Below are 16,160 nucleotides of genomic sequence, written 5' to 3'. Positions count from 1 at the left end.
TGTTCGACTATGTGAGGAGGTGATGTGTCATGGGTTGGAGCAACGGCCCGCCTACCTGGGCGGAGTTGGAGCGGGTGCTATCCGGTCGGCCGGGGCCGACGAATCCGGACGCGATGTACCCGGGCGACGGCGGCGACAGTCCGGCGTGGTCGCGCAAGCGCGGGGATTACCGGCCCGAACCGGTCGAACCGCGCGGTGTTGTTTCGAGCGACCTGCAAGCAGTCGCTAGCGGTGGTCCGGTGGTGCCGTATGCGGAGTTGCACGCGCATTCGGCCTACAGCTTCCTCGACGGTGCGAGTCAGCCGGAGGAGTTGGTGGAGGAGGCGGTGCGGCTCGGGTTGGCGGCGATCGCGCTCACCGACCACGACGGCTTCTACGGAACCGTGCGCTTCTTCGAGGCGGCGAGGGAATGGGGTATCCCGACGGTCTACGGGGCCGAATTGTCGCTTGGCACCGCGGAAGACGCACCGCGCCTCGGGAATTCGCTCGGCCATGTCGGCGCACCCGATTCGGCGCCGCGCACCGGCTCGCCGGACCCGGCCGGTCCGCATCTGCTGGTGCTCGCCCGCGGTCAAGAGGGCTATCGCCGACTCTCCGGTGAGATCGCGGCCGCACACATGGCCGCGGGGGAGAAAGGCATCCTCCGCTACGACCTGGACGCGCTCACCGCGGCGGCGGCCGGGCACTGGCACATCCTGACCGGATGCCGCAAAGGTCATGTGCGCCAAGCTCTCGAGCGCGATCTGCAGGCGGGAGACGCCCGTCTCGGGCGAGCCGAGGCCGCCATGCGCGACCTGACGGAGCGCTTCGGCGCCGACCGGGTGAGCGTGGAACTCACCCATCACGGCATTCCGGAGGACGACGAACGCAACGCCCACCTCATCGCCCTGGCCGATCGTCTCGGTCTGCCGGTGGTGGCCACCACCGGAGCGCATTTCGCCGCACCCGCCCAGCGCCGTCGTGCCATGGCGCTCGCGGCGATCCGGGCGCGCCGGAGCCTGGACGATATCGCGGGCTGGTTGGCGCCGACCGGTGGTGCGCACCTGCGCTCCGGCGCGGAGATGGCGCAGTTGTTCGCCGCCTGTCCGGAGGCGGTGGCGAATGCGGTGACGCTCGCCCGCGAATGCGCCTTCGATCTGAAATTGATCGCGCCGAGCCTGCCGCCGTTCGACGTGCCCGACGGCCACGACGAGGCGTCCTGGCTGCGTGAACTCACCCTTGCGGGCGCGGCTCGGCGTTACGGTCCGCCGTCGGGAAATCCCGAGGCGTATCGGCAGATCGAGCACGAACTCGCGATCATCGACGAGATGAAGTTTCCCGGTTACTTCCTGGTGGTGCACGATATCGTCAGCTTCTGCAAGGAAAACGACATCCTCTGCCAGGGCCGGGGTTCGGCGGCCAATTCGGCCGTCTGCTACGCGATCGGCATCACCAATGTCGACCCGGTCGCCGCCGAGCTGCTGTTCGAACGCTTCCTCGCACCGGAGCGCGACGGCCCGCCCGATATCGACATCGATATCGAATCCGATCGCCGCGAGGAGGCGATCCAGCACGTCTACGCCAAATACGGTCGCGAATACGCCGCTCAGGTGGCGAATGTGATCACCTATCGCGGTAAGTCAGCGGTTCGCGATGCCGCACGCGCACTGGGCTTTTCACCTGGACAGCAGGATGCCTGGAGTAAACAGGTGAGTCGCTGGACGGGGGTCGGCGCCGAAACCGGCACCGATATTCCCGCGGAAGTGCTGGAGCTGGCCACCGAAATCGAGGGTCTGCCAAGACATCTCGGCATCCATTCCGGCGGCATGGTGATCTGTGATCGGCCCATCGCCGATGTCTGTCCGGTCGAATGGGCGCGCATGCCCGGCCGCAGCGTACTGCAGTGGGATAAAGACGATTGCGCCGCGATAGATCTGGTGAAGTTCGACCTGCTCGGTCTCGGCATGCTCTCCGCGCTGCACTACATGATCGATATGGTGCGCGAGCACAAGGGCGAAACCGTCGAACTGCACAAGCTGGACCTGAAGGAAACCGCTGTCTACGAAATGCTTTCGCGCGCCGACTCGGTGGGGGTGTTCCAGGTGGAGTCGCGGGCGCAGATGGCCACGCTGCCCCGGCTGAAGCCGCGGGAATTCTACGACCTGGTGGTGGAGGTGGCGCTGATCCGACCCGGTCCGATCCAGGGTGGTTCGGTGCATCCCTACATCCGTCGCCGCAACAAGGACGAGGAAGTGACCTATGACCATGACGCGCTGAAGAATTCGCTGAAACGCACCCTCGGCGTGCCACTGTTCCAGGAACAGCTCATGCAGATGGCCATCGACGTTGCCGGTTTCACCGCCGCCGAGGCCGATCAGTTGCGTCGCGCCATGGGTTCCAAACGCTCACCCGAACGCATGGAGCGCCTCAAGGACAGGCTGTATCAGGGCATGCGCGACCTGCACGGCATCACCGGCGAAGTCGCCGACCGCATCTACGAGAAGTTGTATGCGTTCGCGAATTTCGGCTTCCCGGAGAGTCATTCGCAGAGTTTCGCCTCGATCGTCTTCTACTCGGCCTGGTTCAAACTGCACTATCCGGCGGCCTTCTGCGCTGGATTGCTGCGTGCTCAGCCCATGGGGTTCTACTCACCGCAGTCGCTGGTCGCCGACGCCCGCAGGCACGGCGTCCTGGTGCGCGGACCCGATATCAATGCCAGCCGCGCCGAACCCACCGTCGAAAACCATGGCGACGAGGTGCGACTCGGCCTGGCGACCGTCCGGCACATCGGCACCGACCTCGCCGAACGCATTGTCGCCGCCCGATCGTCCGGCCCGTACACCTCCTTCCTCGACCTGACCGGTCGCGTGGAACTCACCGTCGCCCAAGCCGAATCCCTCGCCACCGCAGGCGCTTTGGGTTGTCTGGGCATCACTCGACGCGAGGCGCTGTGGGCGGCGGGCGCCGCAGCGAGTGAACGCCCAGACCGCCTCCCCGGCACCGGCGCCGCCACCACCGCCCCCGCCCTGCCTGGCATGAGCGAACTCGAACTGGCCGCCGCCGACGTCTGGGCCACCGGCATTTCCCCGGGCAGCTATCCCACCGAATTCCTACGTCCGCAACTGGATGCGCTCGGCGTCATCCCCGCCGCGGGCTTGCTCGACGTGCCCGACGGCTCCCGTGTTCTGGTCGGCGGCGCCGTCACGCATCGGCAACGCCCCGCCACCGCCGCCGGTGTCACCTTCCTCAACCTGGAAGACGAAACCGGCATGGTGAACGTCGTCTGCTCGGTGGGTCTGTGGACCCGCTATCGCCGCCTGGCCCAGAGCGCGCCCGCCCTGCTCATCCGCGGCCGGGTCCAGAATGCCGAGGGCGCGGTCAGTGTCGTCGCCGAATATCTGCAGCGAATGGACCTGCGCGTCGATTCCAGATCCCGCGACTTCCGTTGAGGCTCAAAACATTCCGTTCGCGTTGGCGGTCTGTTCCGGAACCGGCTGGATGACATCCCAGTGTTCGACCAGCTTTCCGTCGGCGAGGCGGAAGATATCCATGATCGCCAGCCCGCGGTCGCCGGGTTCGCGCACGCCGTGCACATGGGCGACCACGTAATCACCCTCTGCCACAACGCGTTTCACTTCGACGTGGAGTTTCGGAGCGCCCTCCTTCAGGCCGGTGAGGCGTGCGAGTAGTCCGTCGAAATCATCGGCGATCTCCGGATTGTGCTGGATGTAGCGCGCACCGAAGAACTCGGCGGTGGCTTCGAAGTCCTTGGCATTGAACGCGGCTTCGTAGAACGCGAGGACGGTCTGCTTATTCGATTCGAGCTTCGGATCGACGAAAGTGCTGGTCATGAGCACACTCCGATCTTTTCGAGCGACCGGCAAGCAGTCGCTAGCAGTAACTGAACAGCTGTAGCGCTACAACTGTAGCGCTACGTGTGTCCGGCTACAATCCTCTGATGCCCTCCGATGCGACGACCCGGCGCGGTCGCAATCCGCGCGGCCACGGCGGCCGACTGCGTACGGAGATCGTCGATGCCGCGATCCGGCTGCTGGATGAACTCGGCGATGATCAGGCCCTGTCCATGCGCGCGGTCGCGCGCGAAATCGGCAGTGCCGCAACGTCGGTCTATCTGCATTTCGCCGATCGAGACGCACTGGTGTCGGCCGCGCTGGAGCGCTATCACGGCGATCTGGTCCGCGCGATCGATGACGCGGAGGCCGCCGTCGACGATCCCGTCGACAAATTGCGCGCTCGCATCCGCGTCCTCGGTGACTGGGCCTATCGACATCCGGGCATGTACAAGGTGCTGCACGAGAGCACCCTCAACCAGCGCGTGGACATGCCGTTCAAACGGGAGCTGACCGAACGCACCGCCGCCGCGATCCGGCGCTGCATGGATGCCGGTCTGGTGCCCGTCGACGACCCGGTCTCGGTCATGCTCGACCTGCGCGCGGCGGTGCACGGCGCGGTGTCGATGCGACTCAACGAACCCGGGCAGACCTGGCCGCCGCTCGCCGATCAGATCGAACGATTTCTCGTGAAACTGGTCGGCGTCCCTTCGGCATTCGGAAATGGCCCGCATCGAGTTTCGTGACCGAATTCGCCGCAGCGGCTAACCTGCGTCCATGCGAAAGCTTGCTGTGCTGGTGATCGGCCTGCTGGGTTTGACGTTGCTGGTCGGCTGTGGTGATGACAACGACGACCATGCCGGTCCGGGCCGGTCCAGCATGGCGACCGTCGCGCCGATGGCGCCGCCGCCGAGTCTGCGCGAGGGCTCCCCTGCGAAGGGGGATACCGGCGGGACCACCGTCGAGGCGCGCAAGGAGGTCATCACCGGCAGCGTCGATATCACTGCGGATGATCCGATCAAGGCGGGCGGCAAAGTGACCGATCAGGTGCGCGAGGTCGGCGGCCGGGTCGACAGCCGCACCGAACAGCCGGGCACCGATGACACCGATCCGCAGGCCACGCTCACCGTGCGGGTGCCCGCGGACAAGACGGACAAATTCATCGACGGCCTCGGCGGGGTCGGCCGGGTCACCCGGATGAGTACCAACCGCGACGACGTCACCATGCAGTGGGAGGACCTCGACGCCAGGATCAAGGCGCTGCAGGCCTCGGTCGACCGGTTGCGCGCGCTCATCTCCGGTGCGACCAATACCGCGGATCTCATTGCCGCCGAACAGGCGCTGTCGAGTCGGCAGGGTGAGCTCGACAGCCTCACCGCGCAGAAGCGGCACCTCGACGATCAGGTCGCGCTGTCCACGCTCACCATCGACATCACCACCGAGGACAAGGATTCCGACGAGGGGCCGACCAATTTCTGGGACGGCATCGTCTCCGGCTGGCATTCACTGGTCGATTGGCTGAAGGACGCGGTGGTGTTCACCGGCAAGGCGATTCCATGGCTCGGATTCGTCGTGGTGATCGGCGCGGTGGTATGGGGTGTCGTGCGGGTGGTGCGGGGCCGGAAGCATTCGTCGGGATCGGGAGAATCCGAGCAGGGCAAGGCCGCTGCGGTCGGTACGGCCGCCGGGGCGAGCGAGACGGCAGCAGAAGGTGCCGGTGCTGACGCAGGTGCAGCGGCCGGTGCTGAGACTGGCACGAGTGCAGGAACCGGTGCAGGCACTGGAACTGGTGCAGACGCTGGGGATTAGCGCGGGCGCTGGGATTGGCGCGGGCGCGGGAACCCGTGCGTGTAGGGACCCGGGCCGATGCTGCTGGTGCTACAGGTGCTGAGACTGGCGCAGGCGCGGGAACTGGTGCAGGGACTGGGGGCTGGCGCGGGCGCGGGAACCGGTGCGTTAGGGATCCGGACTTGGAACCGGGCCGGTGCTGAGACTGTGCGGGTGCTGGAACTGGCGCGGGTCCAGGAACTGGTGCAGGGACTGGGGACTGGTGCGGGCGCGGGAACCGGTGCGTTAGGGATCCGGACTTGGAACCGGGCCGGTGCTGAGACTGTGCGGGTGCTGGAACTGGCGCGGGTCCAGGAACTGGTGCAGGGACTGGGGACTGGTGCGGGCGCGGGAACCGGTGCAAGTGGAGGGACCGGGCAGATTGCGGGTGCGGGACTGGCGTGGGCGCTGGGGGCTAGCGCGGGTGCTGGGACTGGTGCGGGCGCGGGAACCGGTGCAAGTGGAGGGACCGGGCAGATTGCGGGTGCGGGACTGGCGTGGGCGCTGGGGGCTAGCGCGGGTGCTGGGATTGGCGCGGGCGCGGGAACCGGTGCGTGTAGGGACCCGGGCCGATGCTGCTGGTGCTACAGGTGCTGAGACTGGCGCAGGCGCGGGAACCGGTGCGTTAGGGATCCGGACCTGGAACCGGGCCGGTGCTGAGACTGTGCGGGTGCTGGAACTGGCGCAGGCGCGGGAACTGGTGCAGGGACTGGGGACTGGCGCGGGCGCGGGAACCGGTGCAGGTAGAGGGACCGGGCAGACTGCAGGTGCTGGGACTGGCGCTGGTGCGGGACTGGCGCTGGTGCGGGAATTGGTTCAGGCATTGAGACCGGAAAAGGTGCTGGTACAGCGAAAGGCGCTGGGACGATGGGAGATACAGGTGCCGACGGTTGTAAGGGCGACGATCAAACCGAACAGCCGTAAGGGCCCACTCGTCGAAACCCTCGATGACGGCACCCTGCAGCTGTACGTCCGCGCCCCCGCCGTGGAGGGGAAGGCAAACAAGGCCGCCATCGAACTCCTCGCCGACTACTACGGCGTACCCAAATCCGCCGTCCGCCTCGCGGCAGGCGCAACCTCTCGCTTCAAACGCTTCGAGCTGGACCTCTGACCCCCGCCGTCATCGCCGAATCGGGTTGAGCGACAAGGTCACACGGCGCCGGGAAATCCGAACTGGCGCCAGGCCTCGTAGACGGTGACGGCGGCGGCATTGGAGAGGTTCATCGAGCGGCGGCCGGGCAGCATCGGGATGCGCAGTCGATCGGTAATGTGCGGATCGTCGAGCACCTCCGGCGGCAGTCCCGTCGGTTCGGTGCCGAATAGCAGAACATCACCCTCGCGGTAGGTCACATCGGTGTACCGCGTGCTCGCCTGGGTCGTGAATGCGAACACGCGCTCGGGCCGCATCGCTTCCCAAGCCGCCGTGAGGTTCTTGTGCACCGTCACCGAGGCCAGATCGTGGTAATCCAATCCGGCCCGCCGCAACTTCGCCTCCGAGAGCTCGAACCCCAATGGCTCGACCAGATGCAGCTCACACCCGGTCCCCGCGACAAGTCGAATCGCATTGCCGGTATTTCCGGGAATCGCGGGCTCGTGAAACATCAAACGGAACACCCGTGCAGTCAACCAGGTCGCTCCAGCTAGCCCGGAACGACATCGGGCAGGTCCTGCGCGCCGGTCACGAGTTTCAGTTCGTCGACGGATTCTCGGATGAGTTGCGACAGGGTGCGCTCGCCGTCGACCCAGCTCTCGAAGGCGATCTTGAATACGGCGATCCCAGCCTCGGCGGCCAGACTCGCGGCCGGATCGGTCACGCCGCGCCCGCGTAGCGCCTCGGCCAGCGCGGCGGCGAGCGTTGCGAACTTGATCAGCTCGCGCTCTCGAAGTTCGGCATTGGCCGCGATAACGGCTTGCCGTTGCCAGGCGAACTCGCGGCGCTGCTCGAATACGGTTTCGGCGACCTCGGTGAGCGCCGCGGCGATCGCCTCGATCGGCGGCATGGCAGCGGGCGCGTCGTGCACCCCGCGCACGAGCGCCTCTTGGAGCGCGCTCGCCCCCGCGAACAGGACCTCGCGCTTATCCGCGAAATGCCGGAAGAACGTTCGCTCGGTGAGCCCCGCACGCTTGGTGATCTCGGCGACGGTCGTGCTCTCGAATCCGTTCTCGCGGTACAGCTCCAGAGCCGATTTTTCGAGGCGACCGCGCGTATCAGGCTCCCATCGACCCATGTGCAGGATCTTATCTGATGACAGCGACTGTCATCGCGTGTACGTTTGATGACAGTCACTGACATCACTGTCTTCGCGCAGGCGAGGGCATCAAGAGACTTGGAGTACTTCCGTGCGGATTTTCATTACCGGAGCCTCGGGACATATCGGCTCCGCGGTCATCCCGGAACTTCTCGACGCCGGACACGAGGTCGTCGGCCTGGCTCGCTCGGATGAAGCTGCCGCCGTTGTGGCAAAAGCTGGTGCAGACGTGCACCGCGGAGATCTCGACGATCTCGACAACCTGCGCGCGGCCGCCGCAGCGGCCGACGGCGTCATCCACCTGGCCTTCAAACATGAAGCCATGCAGACCGGCGACTACGCCGGAGCGATCGCGGCCGATCTGCGCGCCATCGAGACGATCGGCGATGCGCTCGCGGGCACAGGCAAACCCTTCGTCGGCACATCGGGCACGCTCACGCTCGCGTCAGCCGGGCTGACCCGGGCGGGCATCGAAGCCGACGCACTCGATGCGGGGCCGCGGGTCGACGCTGAGAATGCGGTAGTCGCGCTCGCGGATCGCGGTGTTCGATCGGCTGTCGTCCGGCTGCCACCCACCGTGCACAGTTCGCTCGACCATTACGGCTTCGTCCCGATCTTGATCGCCACCGCCCGCGATAAGGGCGTCGCCGCCTACGTCGGTGACGGGAGCAACCGCTGGCCCGCCGGACACACACTCGATGCCGCGCACCTGTACCGCTTGGCGCTGGAAACCGCACCCGCTGGGTCGCGGTTACATGCCGTCGACGACGAAGGCGTGCCCTTCCGTGAGATCGCCGAAGCGATCGGTCGCCATCTGGATCTGCCGGTGATCAGCATCCTGCCGGAGCAGGCGGACGCTTACTTCGGTTTCCTCGGTCCCCTTGTCGCGCTGGACAATCCGACCTCGAGCGCGTGGACCCGGGAACTCCTCACCTGGAAGCCGACGCACCCCGGCCTCATCGAGGATCTCGACCAGGGCCATTACTTCAACGCTCGTTAGCGGCCCGCTCCGGGATGGCGCATGCCATGCCCTCGGCCATCCCGGTGGGGCGCACACCAAGGCCCTGGTTGTGACGGGCGCGCTGGTTCTCCCAGGCGATGCTGGCCGTCAGTTCGGCGAACTGACCTTTGGACAGGTGCGTCAGCAATTCGGTGCGCAGGTCCGCGAGGTCGATGGCCGGGGTGGCGGTCATCGCCTCGGCGAAGGAGATGACGAGTTTTTCCAGGTCGCTGTAGGCGTCACTGGTGCGATAGCGCGGCAGGTCGCGCAGTTGTTGTTCGGTGAGTCCGCTGGAGTGCGCCAGCGCCGAGCCGATATCCAGGCAGAATTCGCAATTCACGAGTCCGGCCGTCTTCAGTTCGGCCAGTTCCTTGAGCTTGGGATCCAGTCTGTTGCTGAACAGCAGCGCTGTTTCGTATCCGATCGTGCCGAGAAGGATCTGCGGTCGGCGGGCGAGCCAGCCGAACAGGTCGGATCGGTTCCGCTTCGCCTGCTGAACCGCTTGCAGGTAGTGCCGAATCCGGGTAAGCGCTCGCATTGTCCGTACCCCCTTGTGCCGGATGAATCTTTCTCCTGAAACTACGCCGCGTAGTAGTTGGAGGCAATGCCTGATCGGGTGTGCCGCCGAGCGGTGAAATCTGTTGCCGAGCAGTAGCCCTGCCTCGAGGCTCGCCGTGTGAGTGCGCGGCCGCGTCGCACTGGTGTGAGCGGGCGCATGTCGTCTGCAAGAATCGGGGCGTGACCGACGTTGACTCGTCTGCCGCCGAACGGCAGTCCGACCGGACCAGCCCGGGTGCGCAGTTCCTGCGCTGCCACCTGCCCATGCTGGTCGTGACGGCGGTCATTCTGCTCGCGGTCGTCTTCGTGGCCTGGGATCGCTGGCGCCGCGGCGCGCTGTTCTTCGGCGGTGCGGCCCTGCTCGCGGCCACCTTCCGGCTCTGCCTGCCGACCGCCCGGGTCGGACTGCTCGCTGTGCGCAGCAAGCCGTTCGATGTCGCCGCACTGAGCCTGCTCGGCACCGCCATCGTCTTCATTGCCGCCACGATCAATACGCTCGGCGTCGGCTGAGGCCGCGCCGCGTCAGTTGTGGCAGGTGTCCCGGTCGTTGTAGAGCATGATCTGGGTGACCTTCGCATCGGCGGGCATATTCCGGTAGATGCCGAGGAAGCCGTAGTGCGCCGATCGGTCGGGGACCGCGGCGGAACTCCAGTTGTAGCCGATCTCGAGCGTGGGATAAGCCGCGCGCACTTCGTCGACGGTGGAACCGACGGCGATGCCTTCGGACGTGCGGACCGGAAGTTTGCCGGGCATGATCGCCACTATTTCGCCCTTGTTGGTGAAACCCTGCCAACCCGCTCGTGCGGTATAGCGGCCGCAGCCGGGCGGATCGTTGGTGTCGTCGAAGGTCGCGATTTCACCGGTGGCCTCGGCCTCGCTCCGGCTCATCCCGAGCCGCAGTTTGCCGAAGCCGAGCGGGCCGAGGACGGTCGGCGCCGGTGGCAGGGTGGTCGTCGACGCCGCGGGCCGGGCGGTCTCGGTCGGCTCGTCCGAGCATCCCGTTACACCGGTGAACACCGCGCCCAGCAGCGCGGAGGTCAGTACGGCACGATGAATACGCATGGTCTTACCCCCGATGTCGTCCATGAACCGGAATGCCCGCCGAGCTGAGGCGGTGCGATATCGGCCCAGTCTGCACATCGGCGACTCCCCGAGTCAAGACAACATCCATCGGCCCACGTACACCTTATGCGTCAGCGTCCGGACGCGGTGTCGACTGAGGCGCAACAACTTTCGTACGCATCCATCCCGGCGCCGCGGCTTCCGATCGAGCGCATCGAAATGGCGGCTCCCGTGATCTTGCGGAGCCGCCATTTCGCCGGTGCCGACGATATCAGCTCGACGGGTATCGCTCGGTGAACACAGTGCGTTCGCGGGGACGGCGACCCGGGTGCGGCGCAGCGGCGTCGCTGTAGCCGATCGCGACCATGACCGCGATAGCGAGGTCAGCCCGGTTCTCGATGCCGATGGCCTTCTTGACCAGGTCCGGATCCCAGCCGTTCATCGGGGCCGACGACAGGCCCAGGCTGGTGGCGGCGAGCATGACATAGGTCGCGGCGATCATCGCATTCTTCACGGCGTTCTCGCGGGTGAGTCCGTGCTGTTGCAGCGAGTGGAATTCGCTGCGCGAGTTGAACATCGCGGTGAACTCCGCATTCCACGCGCCGTTGCGTCCCGCCAGTTCGGCGATATCGGCATTCTCGGCCCGCCACGCCGCCGTTTCGGCGACGAAGACCAGCATGACCGGGGCCTCCAGCGGTTGCGGCTGGCCGAAGGCGGCGTTCGACAGGTCGCGGCGTCCGGACGCACTGGTCACCACCACGATCGACCGGTCCTGCATATTCCACGCGGTGGGCGCCTCGACGGCCAGATCCAGCAATTCGTCGAGCAGTTCGCGGGGCACCGGATCTGGCCGGTAGTGGCGGGTGGTGCGGCGGGCGCGGATCGCGACGGGAACCGAAAGTGTCTGTGCGTTCATGATTCTTACTATCAGAGAGTGACGCACTATTAGGAAGACAGCACTAAATAGTGCGCTACACTCCGAAAGGTGCGTACGGTAATCGAGGCCAGCGGGCTACCTGCCGATGTCTTCTCGGCGAAATGCCCCACCCGGCAGGTGCTCGACCACGTCGCGGGCAAATGGACCGTGCTCATCGTGGACGCGCTCGCCGAGGGCACCATGCGCTACACCGATCTGCACCGCCGCATCGAGGGCATCTCACAGAAAATGCTCACGCAAACCCTGCGTCAGCTGGAGACCGACGGATTCGTCACGCGCACAGTGCATCCCACCGTGCCGCCGCGTGTCGACTACGACCTCACCGACCTCGGCCACAGCCTGCGCACCCCGATCGCGGCGCTGCGCGACTGGATCGAGGTCAATATCAACCGGATCGAAGCCGCGCGTCGCGCCGCGCGCTAGCCGACCTCGGCTATCGCGCGCCGACCGCGCCCGCCGTACAACCGTCGCGCCTCGCTCGGCGTAATCGTCTCCAGTCGCGTCGGCGGCTCGCCCTTCAGGTGCTGCTCCAGGATCTGACCCGCCATCGGTGCGATGAACGGCGCGGCGGTGATCAGGCCGAACGAATTGAATGCGGCGCTGCCCCACACGATGGTCTTGGCGGCCGGTCGGACCAGTAGATCGACGATTCCCCAGCGATCGAAGCGGCCGAGCCTGCGCATCCATTTCGGCAGTGTGGCAACCGAAGCCAGGGACAGTAGCCGACTGCCGAGGGCATAGCTGATGCCCGCGCCGTTGCGTGGCGAGGTCCACAGCAGGTGGTGCATGCCCGCCTCGGCACGCTCGGAGGTGCACAGGTTCGGGCGGACCTTCGCGAAGTACGCGCGCACCTCGTCGCGGGAGCGCGGCACATCCTCCGGCTTGCAGGTCTGTAGTTCGGCGGCGATCGCGCACTCGCGCCAGTAGCGCGACTCTTCCTCCGGGCTGAGCGGGCCGGGACCGAAGACCTCGTATGCCTCGAGCACCGAATGCCAGCCGGTGATGTGGATCCACAGCTGGGTTTCCGGACTGTTCGCGCTGTAGCGCTGGCCGCTGATCGGTTCGATGCCGGTCATCGGCGCGTGCACCTGCATCAGATGTTCCGAGGCCTGGATGGCTGTGCGGCCGTCGGCGATCGCGACGAGCAGGAAGTAGGCGAAGGTGTGGTCCAGTCGGCTGCGCGGGTCGGTGTAGATGCCCTGCGAATCGGCGACGGCCGCGGTCAGGAACGGGTCGAAGTGCTCGAGGACCACCGCGCGCTGGAAGCCGATCACGGCGGTCGGCGCGGTCCAGATCTTCCAGCTGGGCGAATCCGGGCCGAAGAACCCGTAGTCGTCCCGGCGAAGAGTGGTCGGATCGAAGGACATCTGCTGCTCCTTTGCCTGCTCGCCCTCCTGAATCGGCGAATACAACGCAACCGTAGCAATTGCTGCCATGCAATACAACGGCCCCGTAGCATTTGTTCTCGGACGGATTCCGTAACCGGAGGCCGATGCTGACAGGATGGACGCGAATGGAGGTGAATCGACAGTGACGGAATCGCGCACCGCGCCGGACCGGCCGCGACGGCGATACGCGCCACGCCTGCCTCCCGAGGAGCGCCGTGTCCAACTGCTCGACGCCGCCTACGCGGTGCTGAGCCGGGTGGAGTTGCACCAGCTGAGCATGGAGGCGGTCGCACAGGAGGCGGGCGTCGGGAAACCGGTGCTGTACACCGTGTTCAAGACTCGCGCGGAACTCGTTGCGGCACTGCTGGAACGCGAACGCGAACGCGGTCTCGAGCAGGTCGCCGCGACCCTGCCCACCGATCTGCTCGGTGCCGATCCGGTGACTGCGGCCTCGGCCACGGTCGAAGCGTTCGTCGGTGTCGCACTGGAGAATCCGACGCGCTGGCGCCTGATCCTCGCCACTCCCGGCAGCGCCCCCGACGAATACCGTGCGGCACTCGCCGATTCCCGCACCGGCGTCTTCACCCAAGCCGAATCCCTGGTCCGCGCGGGCATCGCACTCGATCCACGTTGGGCGGGAATGGATTCCGCACTACTTACCAATGCGGTACTGAGCGTCGCCGAGATGCTCGGCAGGCTCGCTGTCAGCGCGCCGGACGAGTACCCGCGCGAGCGATTGGAAGACTTCGTCCACTCCATCGTCCAACTGCTCGTCGGCGCCCCCGCCGCACAGTCGACCGAATGATGGGACGCCGAACTTTCAGCTGTTGCGACCGACTCGCGCCAGTCGCATTGTTTCGGTGAGCAATTTGGATACGGCGGCGGCTTCGGTGAGGAAGCCATCGTGGCCGTCGCGGGAGTGCACGATCTCCAAGCCCTCGCAGCCCGGTAGTCCGTCGGCCAGTTCCTGTTGAGTTCGCAACGGGTACAAGCGATCCGAGTCGACGCCGCCGACCACGCACGGCACCGGGATGGCGGCGAGGGCAGCTGCGATGCCGCCGCGCCCGCGGCCGATGTCGTGTCGGTTCATCGCCTCGGTCAGCAGCACGTAGGTGGCGGGATCGAAACGACTGCAAAGCTTTTCGGCCTGGTGGTCCAGATAGCTCTGTACCGCATAGCGGCCGCCGTTGCGCGGATCCTCGTCGCCCTGCGCGTTGTTCTCGAAGCGGTGATCGAGTTCGCCCTCGGTGCGGTAGGTCAGGTGTGCGATGCGGCGGGCGATGCCCATGCCGGTCGTCGGGGCGCGATCGGTGTCGTGGTAGTCGCCGCCCTGCCAGTCCGGATCGGCCTTGATGGCGGCGATTTGCGTTGTCTGCGTGCCGATCTGGTCGGCGGTGGCGCGTGCGCCGACGGCGAGTACCAGCGCGGAACCGACCCGTTCCGGCGCGCCGGCCATCCACTCCAGCACCCGCATGCCGCCCATCGAACCGCCGACGACGGCGGCCAGCCGTTCGATGCCGAGCAGATCGAGCAGCGCCGCTTCCGCGGTCACCTGATCCCGGATCGAGATCTCCGGAAACCTTGCGCCCCAAGGCTTTCCGTCCGGCGCCAGCGTCGAGGGGCCGGTGCTGCCCTTGCAGCCGCCGAGCACATTCGTCGCGATGACGCACCATTCGTCGGTATCCACCGGTGCGCCCGGCCCGACCATGCCGTCCCACCAGCCGGGCAGCGGATGGATATCGTCGGGCACCCCGACGACATGCGAATCGCCGGTCAGCGCGTGCTCGACGAGCACCACATTGTCCAGTGCGGGGGAGAGCTCACCCCAGCGCTGCACGGCCAGATGAACGTCCGGGATGACCGCGCCGGTCTCCAGCCGCACGTCCCCGATGGCAATGATGCCGAGCCTCCCGTCCGGCGGTGGCAGTGCCACCGCGGACGAACGCGCGGTACGAGGGTCGGTCACGGTCACGACTCCGCCTCGCTGGCGCTCGGCTCCGTCGCGACCGAGGGTGCTGTGTCGATGGTTCGCTCGCTGCGCTCGCTCACGACTCCGCCTCGCTGGCGCTCGGCTCCGTCGCGACCGAGGGTGCTGTGTCGATGGTTCGCTCGCTCACGTCGTCGCCGCCGTGAAACCAGCCCGCTGAGGACAGTGCGTCGCCGATGCCGGGGGAATCACGAGGGAACGCACATCCTCGATGTTAGCTACCCGACTGAACCGGGCCGCGGTCCGGTAGACCGGGAGTGTGGCCGCGGACGCGATGGGGTCACTCATGTCGTGCTCCAAAGGGTTGTTCGCCAGCAGGTCTTATCGGGATCTGGGTAACGGACAACAACTCATCGGAAATACCTCCTGAAGTGCGCGCTTGCTCTCGACCATCGAAAGCCCGGTCATCACCCGGAGCACCCCACCGCTGCTGGAGGGTTGCCGTCCAGCAAGCCGGGGCTTCGCGCTGGCACTCATGACCTGACGGACATGGTAACCGCCGCGCCGTCGGCGACTGAAATCCGTTACCGGTTGTCCACCGGTTCGGTCGCGGGCTGCCCGGTGCACACGCGCATGAACTCGTCGAACGACGTGGTGAATCCGGTGCGGGCCTCCGCGGCGGCCGCAGCGGTGTCCTCCGCGTCGAAGATCGAGTTCTGGCACTCCATGCTGAGGTGGCCGATCAACTGCCAGGCGCCGACGACCAGTCGCACCGGCAGCGCGTCGGGCTGGGTGCCGAGCCGCTCGGCGATCGCGTCGGCGATCGCGGCGTTCTTGTCGTCGGCCAGTTCCATGCTCTGCGCACTGACCGTCGGACTGCTGCGCAGGATCCGCTGCATCTGCTGGAAGCGCCGGAACGACAGCGGTCCCTCGGTATTCACCGCGGCCTGGTCGACGACCAGCAGGAAGGCCTCGCGCAGCGATCGCAGCTCATTGCCGGTGACCGGGAGTCCACGCAGGCATTCGGCGATCGCGAGTCCGAAGTCCTTGACCGGCCCGAGGACGATGGCTTCTTTGCTGTCGAAATACCGGTTGATCGTGCGCGGGGACACATCCGCGCGGTCCGCGATCTGTTCGACCGTCGTCGCGTCGAATCCCTGTGCGTCGCACAGGTCGAGCGCCACCTCGATGATGCGCAACCGGGTCTGCTGCTTCTTGCGCTCGCGCAGCCCCGGGCTGCCGGGCGCACTGGGCCCTGGGTTCGCTGGGGCGCGCACAGCGTCCTCGGCTGTGGCGCTCGCGCCGATCGGCGTCGATGACTCGAGCATGCCCTCATGTTAGCGCAATCGGGACGGTTTGTGTCTTTAACAGCCAAATGTCGT

General features: G+C 66.5%; 17 protein-coding genes and 1 riboswitch. Of the genes, 8 read left to right on the top strand and 9 right to left on the bottom strand.

The genetic code is table 11. The features are described 5' to 3' along the window. Window positions 1-29 precede the first annotated feature (29 nt). Window positions 30-3,428, top strand: coding sequence for an error-prone DNA polymerase (locus ACQPZ2_RS39560; RefSeq protein WP_433523063.1), 3,399 nt, complete (start codon window positions 30-32; stop codon window positions 3,426-3,428). 3 nt (window positions 3,429-3,431) lie between these two features. On the opposite strand, the gene ACQPZ2_RS39555 is transcribed toward ACQPZ2_RS39560, so the two are convergent. Further along, entirely contained in the window at window positions 3,432-3,830 is a 399-nt protein-coding gene (locus ACQPZ2_RS39555; protein ID WP_433523062.1) for a nuclear transport factor 2 family protein, read from the bottom strand. Between the two features lie 107 nt (window positions 3,831-3,937). On the opposite strand from ACQPZ2_RS39555, the gene ACQPZ2_RS39550 reads away from it, so the two are divergent. The 3 genes from ACQPZ2_RS39550 (at window position 3,938) to ACQPZ2_RS39540 (ending at window position 6,768) form a co-directional block, all read left to right on the top strand. Continuing rightward, complete coding sequence (locus tag ACQPZ2_RS39550; RefSeq protein ID WP_433523061.1) at window positions 3,938-4,576, top strand: TetR/AcrR family transcriptional regulator; 639 nt, start codon at window positions 3,938-3,940, stop codon at window positions 4,574-4,576. 31 nt (window positions 4,577-4,607) lie between these two features. Further along, on the top strand, window positions 4,608-5,639 hold the full coding sequence (locus ACQPZ2_RS39545; protein ID WP_433523060.1) for a DUF4349 domain-containing protein: 1,032 nt from the start codon (window positions 4,608-4,610) through the stop codon (window positions 5,637-5,639). 898 nt (window positions 5,640-6,537) lie between these two features. After that, window positions 6,538-6,768 (top strand): DUF167 domain-containing protein, encoded by a 231-nt coding sequence (locus ACQPZ2_RS39540; protein ID WP_433527643.1) that lies wholly within the window; start codon window positions 6,538-6,540, stop codon window positions 6,766-6,768. 38 nt (window positions 6,769-6,806) lie between these two features. Here ACQPZ2_RS39540 and ACQPZ2_RS39535 read toward each other — a convergent pair whose 3' ends face one another. Continuing rightward, window positions 6,807-7,271, bottom strand: a complete 465-nt coding sequence (locus ACQPZ2_RS39535; protein WP_433527642.1) for a tRNA (cytidine(34)-2'-O)-methyltransferase — start codon at window positions 7,269-7,271, stop codon at window positions 6,807-6,809. A gap of 26 nt (window positions 7,272-7,297) precedes the next feature. Next, complete coding sequence (locus tag ACQPZ2_RS39530; protein ID WP_433523059.1) at window positions 7,298-7,885, bottom strand: TetR/AcrR family transcriptional regulator; 588 nt, start codon at window positions 7,883-7,885, stop codon at window positions 7,298-7,300. Between the two features lie 112 nt (window positions 7,886-7,997). Between ACQPZ2_RS39530 and ACQPZ2_RS39525 the strand changes: the two genes are divergently transcribed. Continuing rightward, window positions 7,998-8,906 (top strand): SDR family oxidoreductase, encoded by a 909-nt coding sequence (locus ACQPZ2_RS39525; RefSeq protein ID WP_433523058.1) that lies wholly within the window; start codon window positions 7,998-8,000, stop codon window positions 8,904-8,906. Here the strand turns inward: ACQPZ2_RS39525 and ACQPZ2_RS39520 are convergent. Continuing rightward, on the bottom strand, window positions 8,893-9,444 hold the full coding sequence (locus ACQPZ2_RS39520; RefSeq protein ID WP_433523057.1) for a carboxymuconolactone decarboxylase family protein: 552 nt from the start codon (window positions 9,442-9,444) through the stop codon (window positions 8,893-8,895). The two genes, ACQPZ2_RS39525 and ACQPZ2_RS39520, sit on opposite strands and share 14 nt — an antisense overlap. Window positions 9,445-9,728: 284 nt before the next feature. Here ACQPZ2_RS39520 and ACQPZ2_RS39515 point away from each other — a divergent pair, with 284 nt between their 5' ends. Next, entirely contained in the window at window positions 9,729-9,974 is a 246-nt protein-coding gene (locus ACQPZ2_RS39515) for a DUF3017 domain-containing protein (protein ID WP_084508289.1), read from the top strand. Window positions 9,975-9,986: 12 nt separating this feature from the next. Here the strand turns inward: ACQPZ2_RS39515 and ACQPZ2_RS39510 are convergent, their stop codons facing one another. Together ACQPZ2_RS39510 and ACQPZ2_RS39505 are read right to left on the bottom strand one after the other, a co-directional pair. Then, the gene (locus ACQPZ2_RS39510; protein ID WP_433523056.1) at window positions 9,987-10,550 is read right to left on the bottom strand and encodes a hypothetical protein; all 564 of its coding nucleotides are present in this window, start codon (window positions 10,548-10,550) and stop codon (window positions 9,987-9,989) included. A gap of 247 nt (window positions 10,551-10,797) precedes the next feature. Beyond that, entirely contained in the window at window positions 10,798-11,442 is a 645-nt protein-coding gene (locus ACQPZ2_RS39505) for a nitroreductase family protein (RefSeq protein ID WP_433523055.1), read from the bottom strand. Window positions 11,443-11,511: 69 nt separating this feature from the next. Between ACQPZ2_RS39505 and ACQPZ2_RS39500 the strand changes: the two genes are divergently transcribed. Next, window positions 11,512-11,886 (top strand): winged helix-turn-helix transcriptional regulator, encoded by a 375-nt coding sequence (locus ACQPZ2_RS39500; RefSeq protein ID WP_433523054.1) that lies wholly within the window; start codon window positions 11,512-11,514, stop codon window positions 11,884-11,886. Here ACQPZ2_RS39500 and ACQPZ2_RS39495 read toward each other — a convergent pair. Beyond that, a complete protein-coding gene (locus ACQPZ2_RS39495) occupies window positions 11,883-12,830 on the bottom strand; it encodes an oxygenase MpaB family protein (RefSeq protein WP_433523053.1) in 948 nt (315 codons plus the stop codon). The two genes, ACQPZ2_RS39500 and ACQPZ2_RS39495, sit on opposite strands and share 4 nt — an antisense overlap. 136 nt (window positions 12,831-12,966) lie before the next feature. Between ACQPZ2_RS39495 and ACQPZ2_RS39490 the strand changes: the two genes are divergently transcribed. Continuing rightward, window positions 12,967-13,656 carry a TetR/AcrR family transcriptional regulator gene (locus tag ACQPZ2_RS39490; protein WP_433523052.1) on the top strand — a complete coding sequence of 230 codons (690 nt, stop codon included), beginning with the start codon at window positions 12,967-12,969 and terminating at the stop codon, window positions 13,654-13,656. A 15-nt stretch (window positions 13,657-13,671) separates the two neighbouring features. Here ACQPZ2_RS39490 and metX read toward each other — a convergent pair whose 3' ends face one another. Both metX and ACQPZ2_RS39480 read right to left on the bottom strand, forming a co-directional pair. After that, complete coding sequence (metX, locus tag ACQPZ2_RS39485) at window positions 13,672-14,784, bottom strand: homoserine O-acetyltransferase MetX (RefSeq protein WP_433527641.1); 1,113 nt, start codon at window positions 14,782-14,784, stop codon at window positions 13,672-13,674. 424 nt (window positions 14,785-15,208) lie between these two features. Further along, a riboswitch (SAM riboswitch) is annotated at window positions 15,209-15,319 on the bottom strand. A gap of 43 nt (window positions 15,320-15,362) precedes the next feature. After that, complete coding sequence (locus ACQPZ2_RS39480) at window positions 15,363-16,106, bottom strand: TetR family transcriptional regulator (RefSeq protein WP_433523051.1); 744 nt, start codon at window positions 16,104-16,106, stop codon at window positions 15,363-15,365. Window positions 16,107-16,160: the final 54 nt, after the last annotated feature.

The organism is Nocardia pseudovaccinii (genome assembly GCF_050942345.1).
Lineage (GTDB): Bacteria > Actinomycetota > Actinomycetes > Mycobacteriales > Mycobacteriaceae > Nocardia > Nocardia pseudovaccinii.
This window is presented reverse-complemented; position numbering and strand designations above follow the sequence as displayed.

Excerpts from the sequence above, each read along its gene's own strand:
- ACQPZ2_RS39490 (WP_433523052.1), top strand. The coding sequence starts at position 12,967 with ATGGACGCGAATGGAGGTGAATCGACAGTGACGGAATCGCGCACCGCG.
- ACQPZ2_RS39530 (WP_433523059.1), bottom strand. The coding sequence starts at position 7,885 with ATGGGTCGATGGGAGCCTGATACGCGCGGTCGCCTCGAAAAATCGGCT.
- ACQPZ2_RS39515 (WP_084508289.1), top strand. The coding sequence starts at position 9,729 with ATGCTGGTCGTGACGGCGGTCATTCTGCTCGCGGTCGTCTTCGTGGCC.
- ACQPZ2_RS39510 (WP_433523056.1), bottom strand. The coding sequence starts at position 10,550 with ATGGACGACATCGGGGGTAAGACCATGCGTATTCATCGTGCCGTACTG.
- ACQPZ2_RS39520 (WP_433523057.1), bottom strand. The coding sequence starts at position 9,444 with ATGCGAGCGCTTACCCGGATTCGGCACTACCTGCAAGCGGTTCAGCAG.
- ACQPZ2_RS39495 (WP_433523053.1), bottom strand. The coding sequence starts at position 12,830 with ATGTCCTTCGATCCGACCACTCTTCGCCGGGACGACTACGGGTTCTTC.
- ACQPZ2_RS39555 (WP_433523062.1), bottom strand. The coding sequence starts at position 3,830 with ATGACCAGCACTTTCGTCGATCCGAAGCTCGAATCGAATAAGCAGACC.
- ACQPZ2_RS39545 (WP_433523060.1), top strand. The coding sequence starts at position 4,608 with ATGCGAAAGCTTGCTGTGCTGGTGATCGGCCTGCTGGGTTTGACGTTG.
- ACQPZ2_RS39550 (WP_433523061.1), top strand. The coding sequence starts at position 3,938 with ATGCCCTCCGATGCGACGACCCGGCGCGGTCGCAATCCGCGCGGCCAC.
- ACQPZ2_RS39560 (WP_433523063.1), top strand. The coding sequence starts at position 30 with ATGGGTTGGAGCAACGGCCCGCCTACCTGGGCGGAGTTGGAGCGGGTG.
- ACQPZ2_RS39480 (WP_433523051.1), bottom strand. The coding sequence starts at position 16,106 with ATGCTCGAGTCATCGACGCCGATCGGCGCGAGCGCCACAGCCGAGGAC.
- ACQPZ2_RS39505 (WP_433523055.1), bottom strand. The coding sequence starts at position 11,442 with ATGAACGCACAGACACTTTCGGTTCCCGTCGCGATCCGCGCCCGCCGC.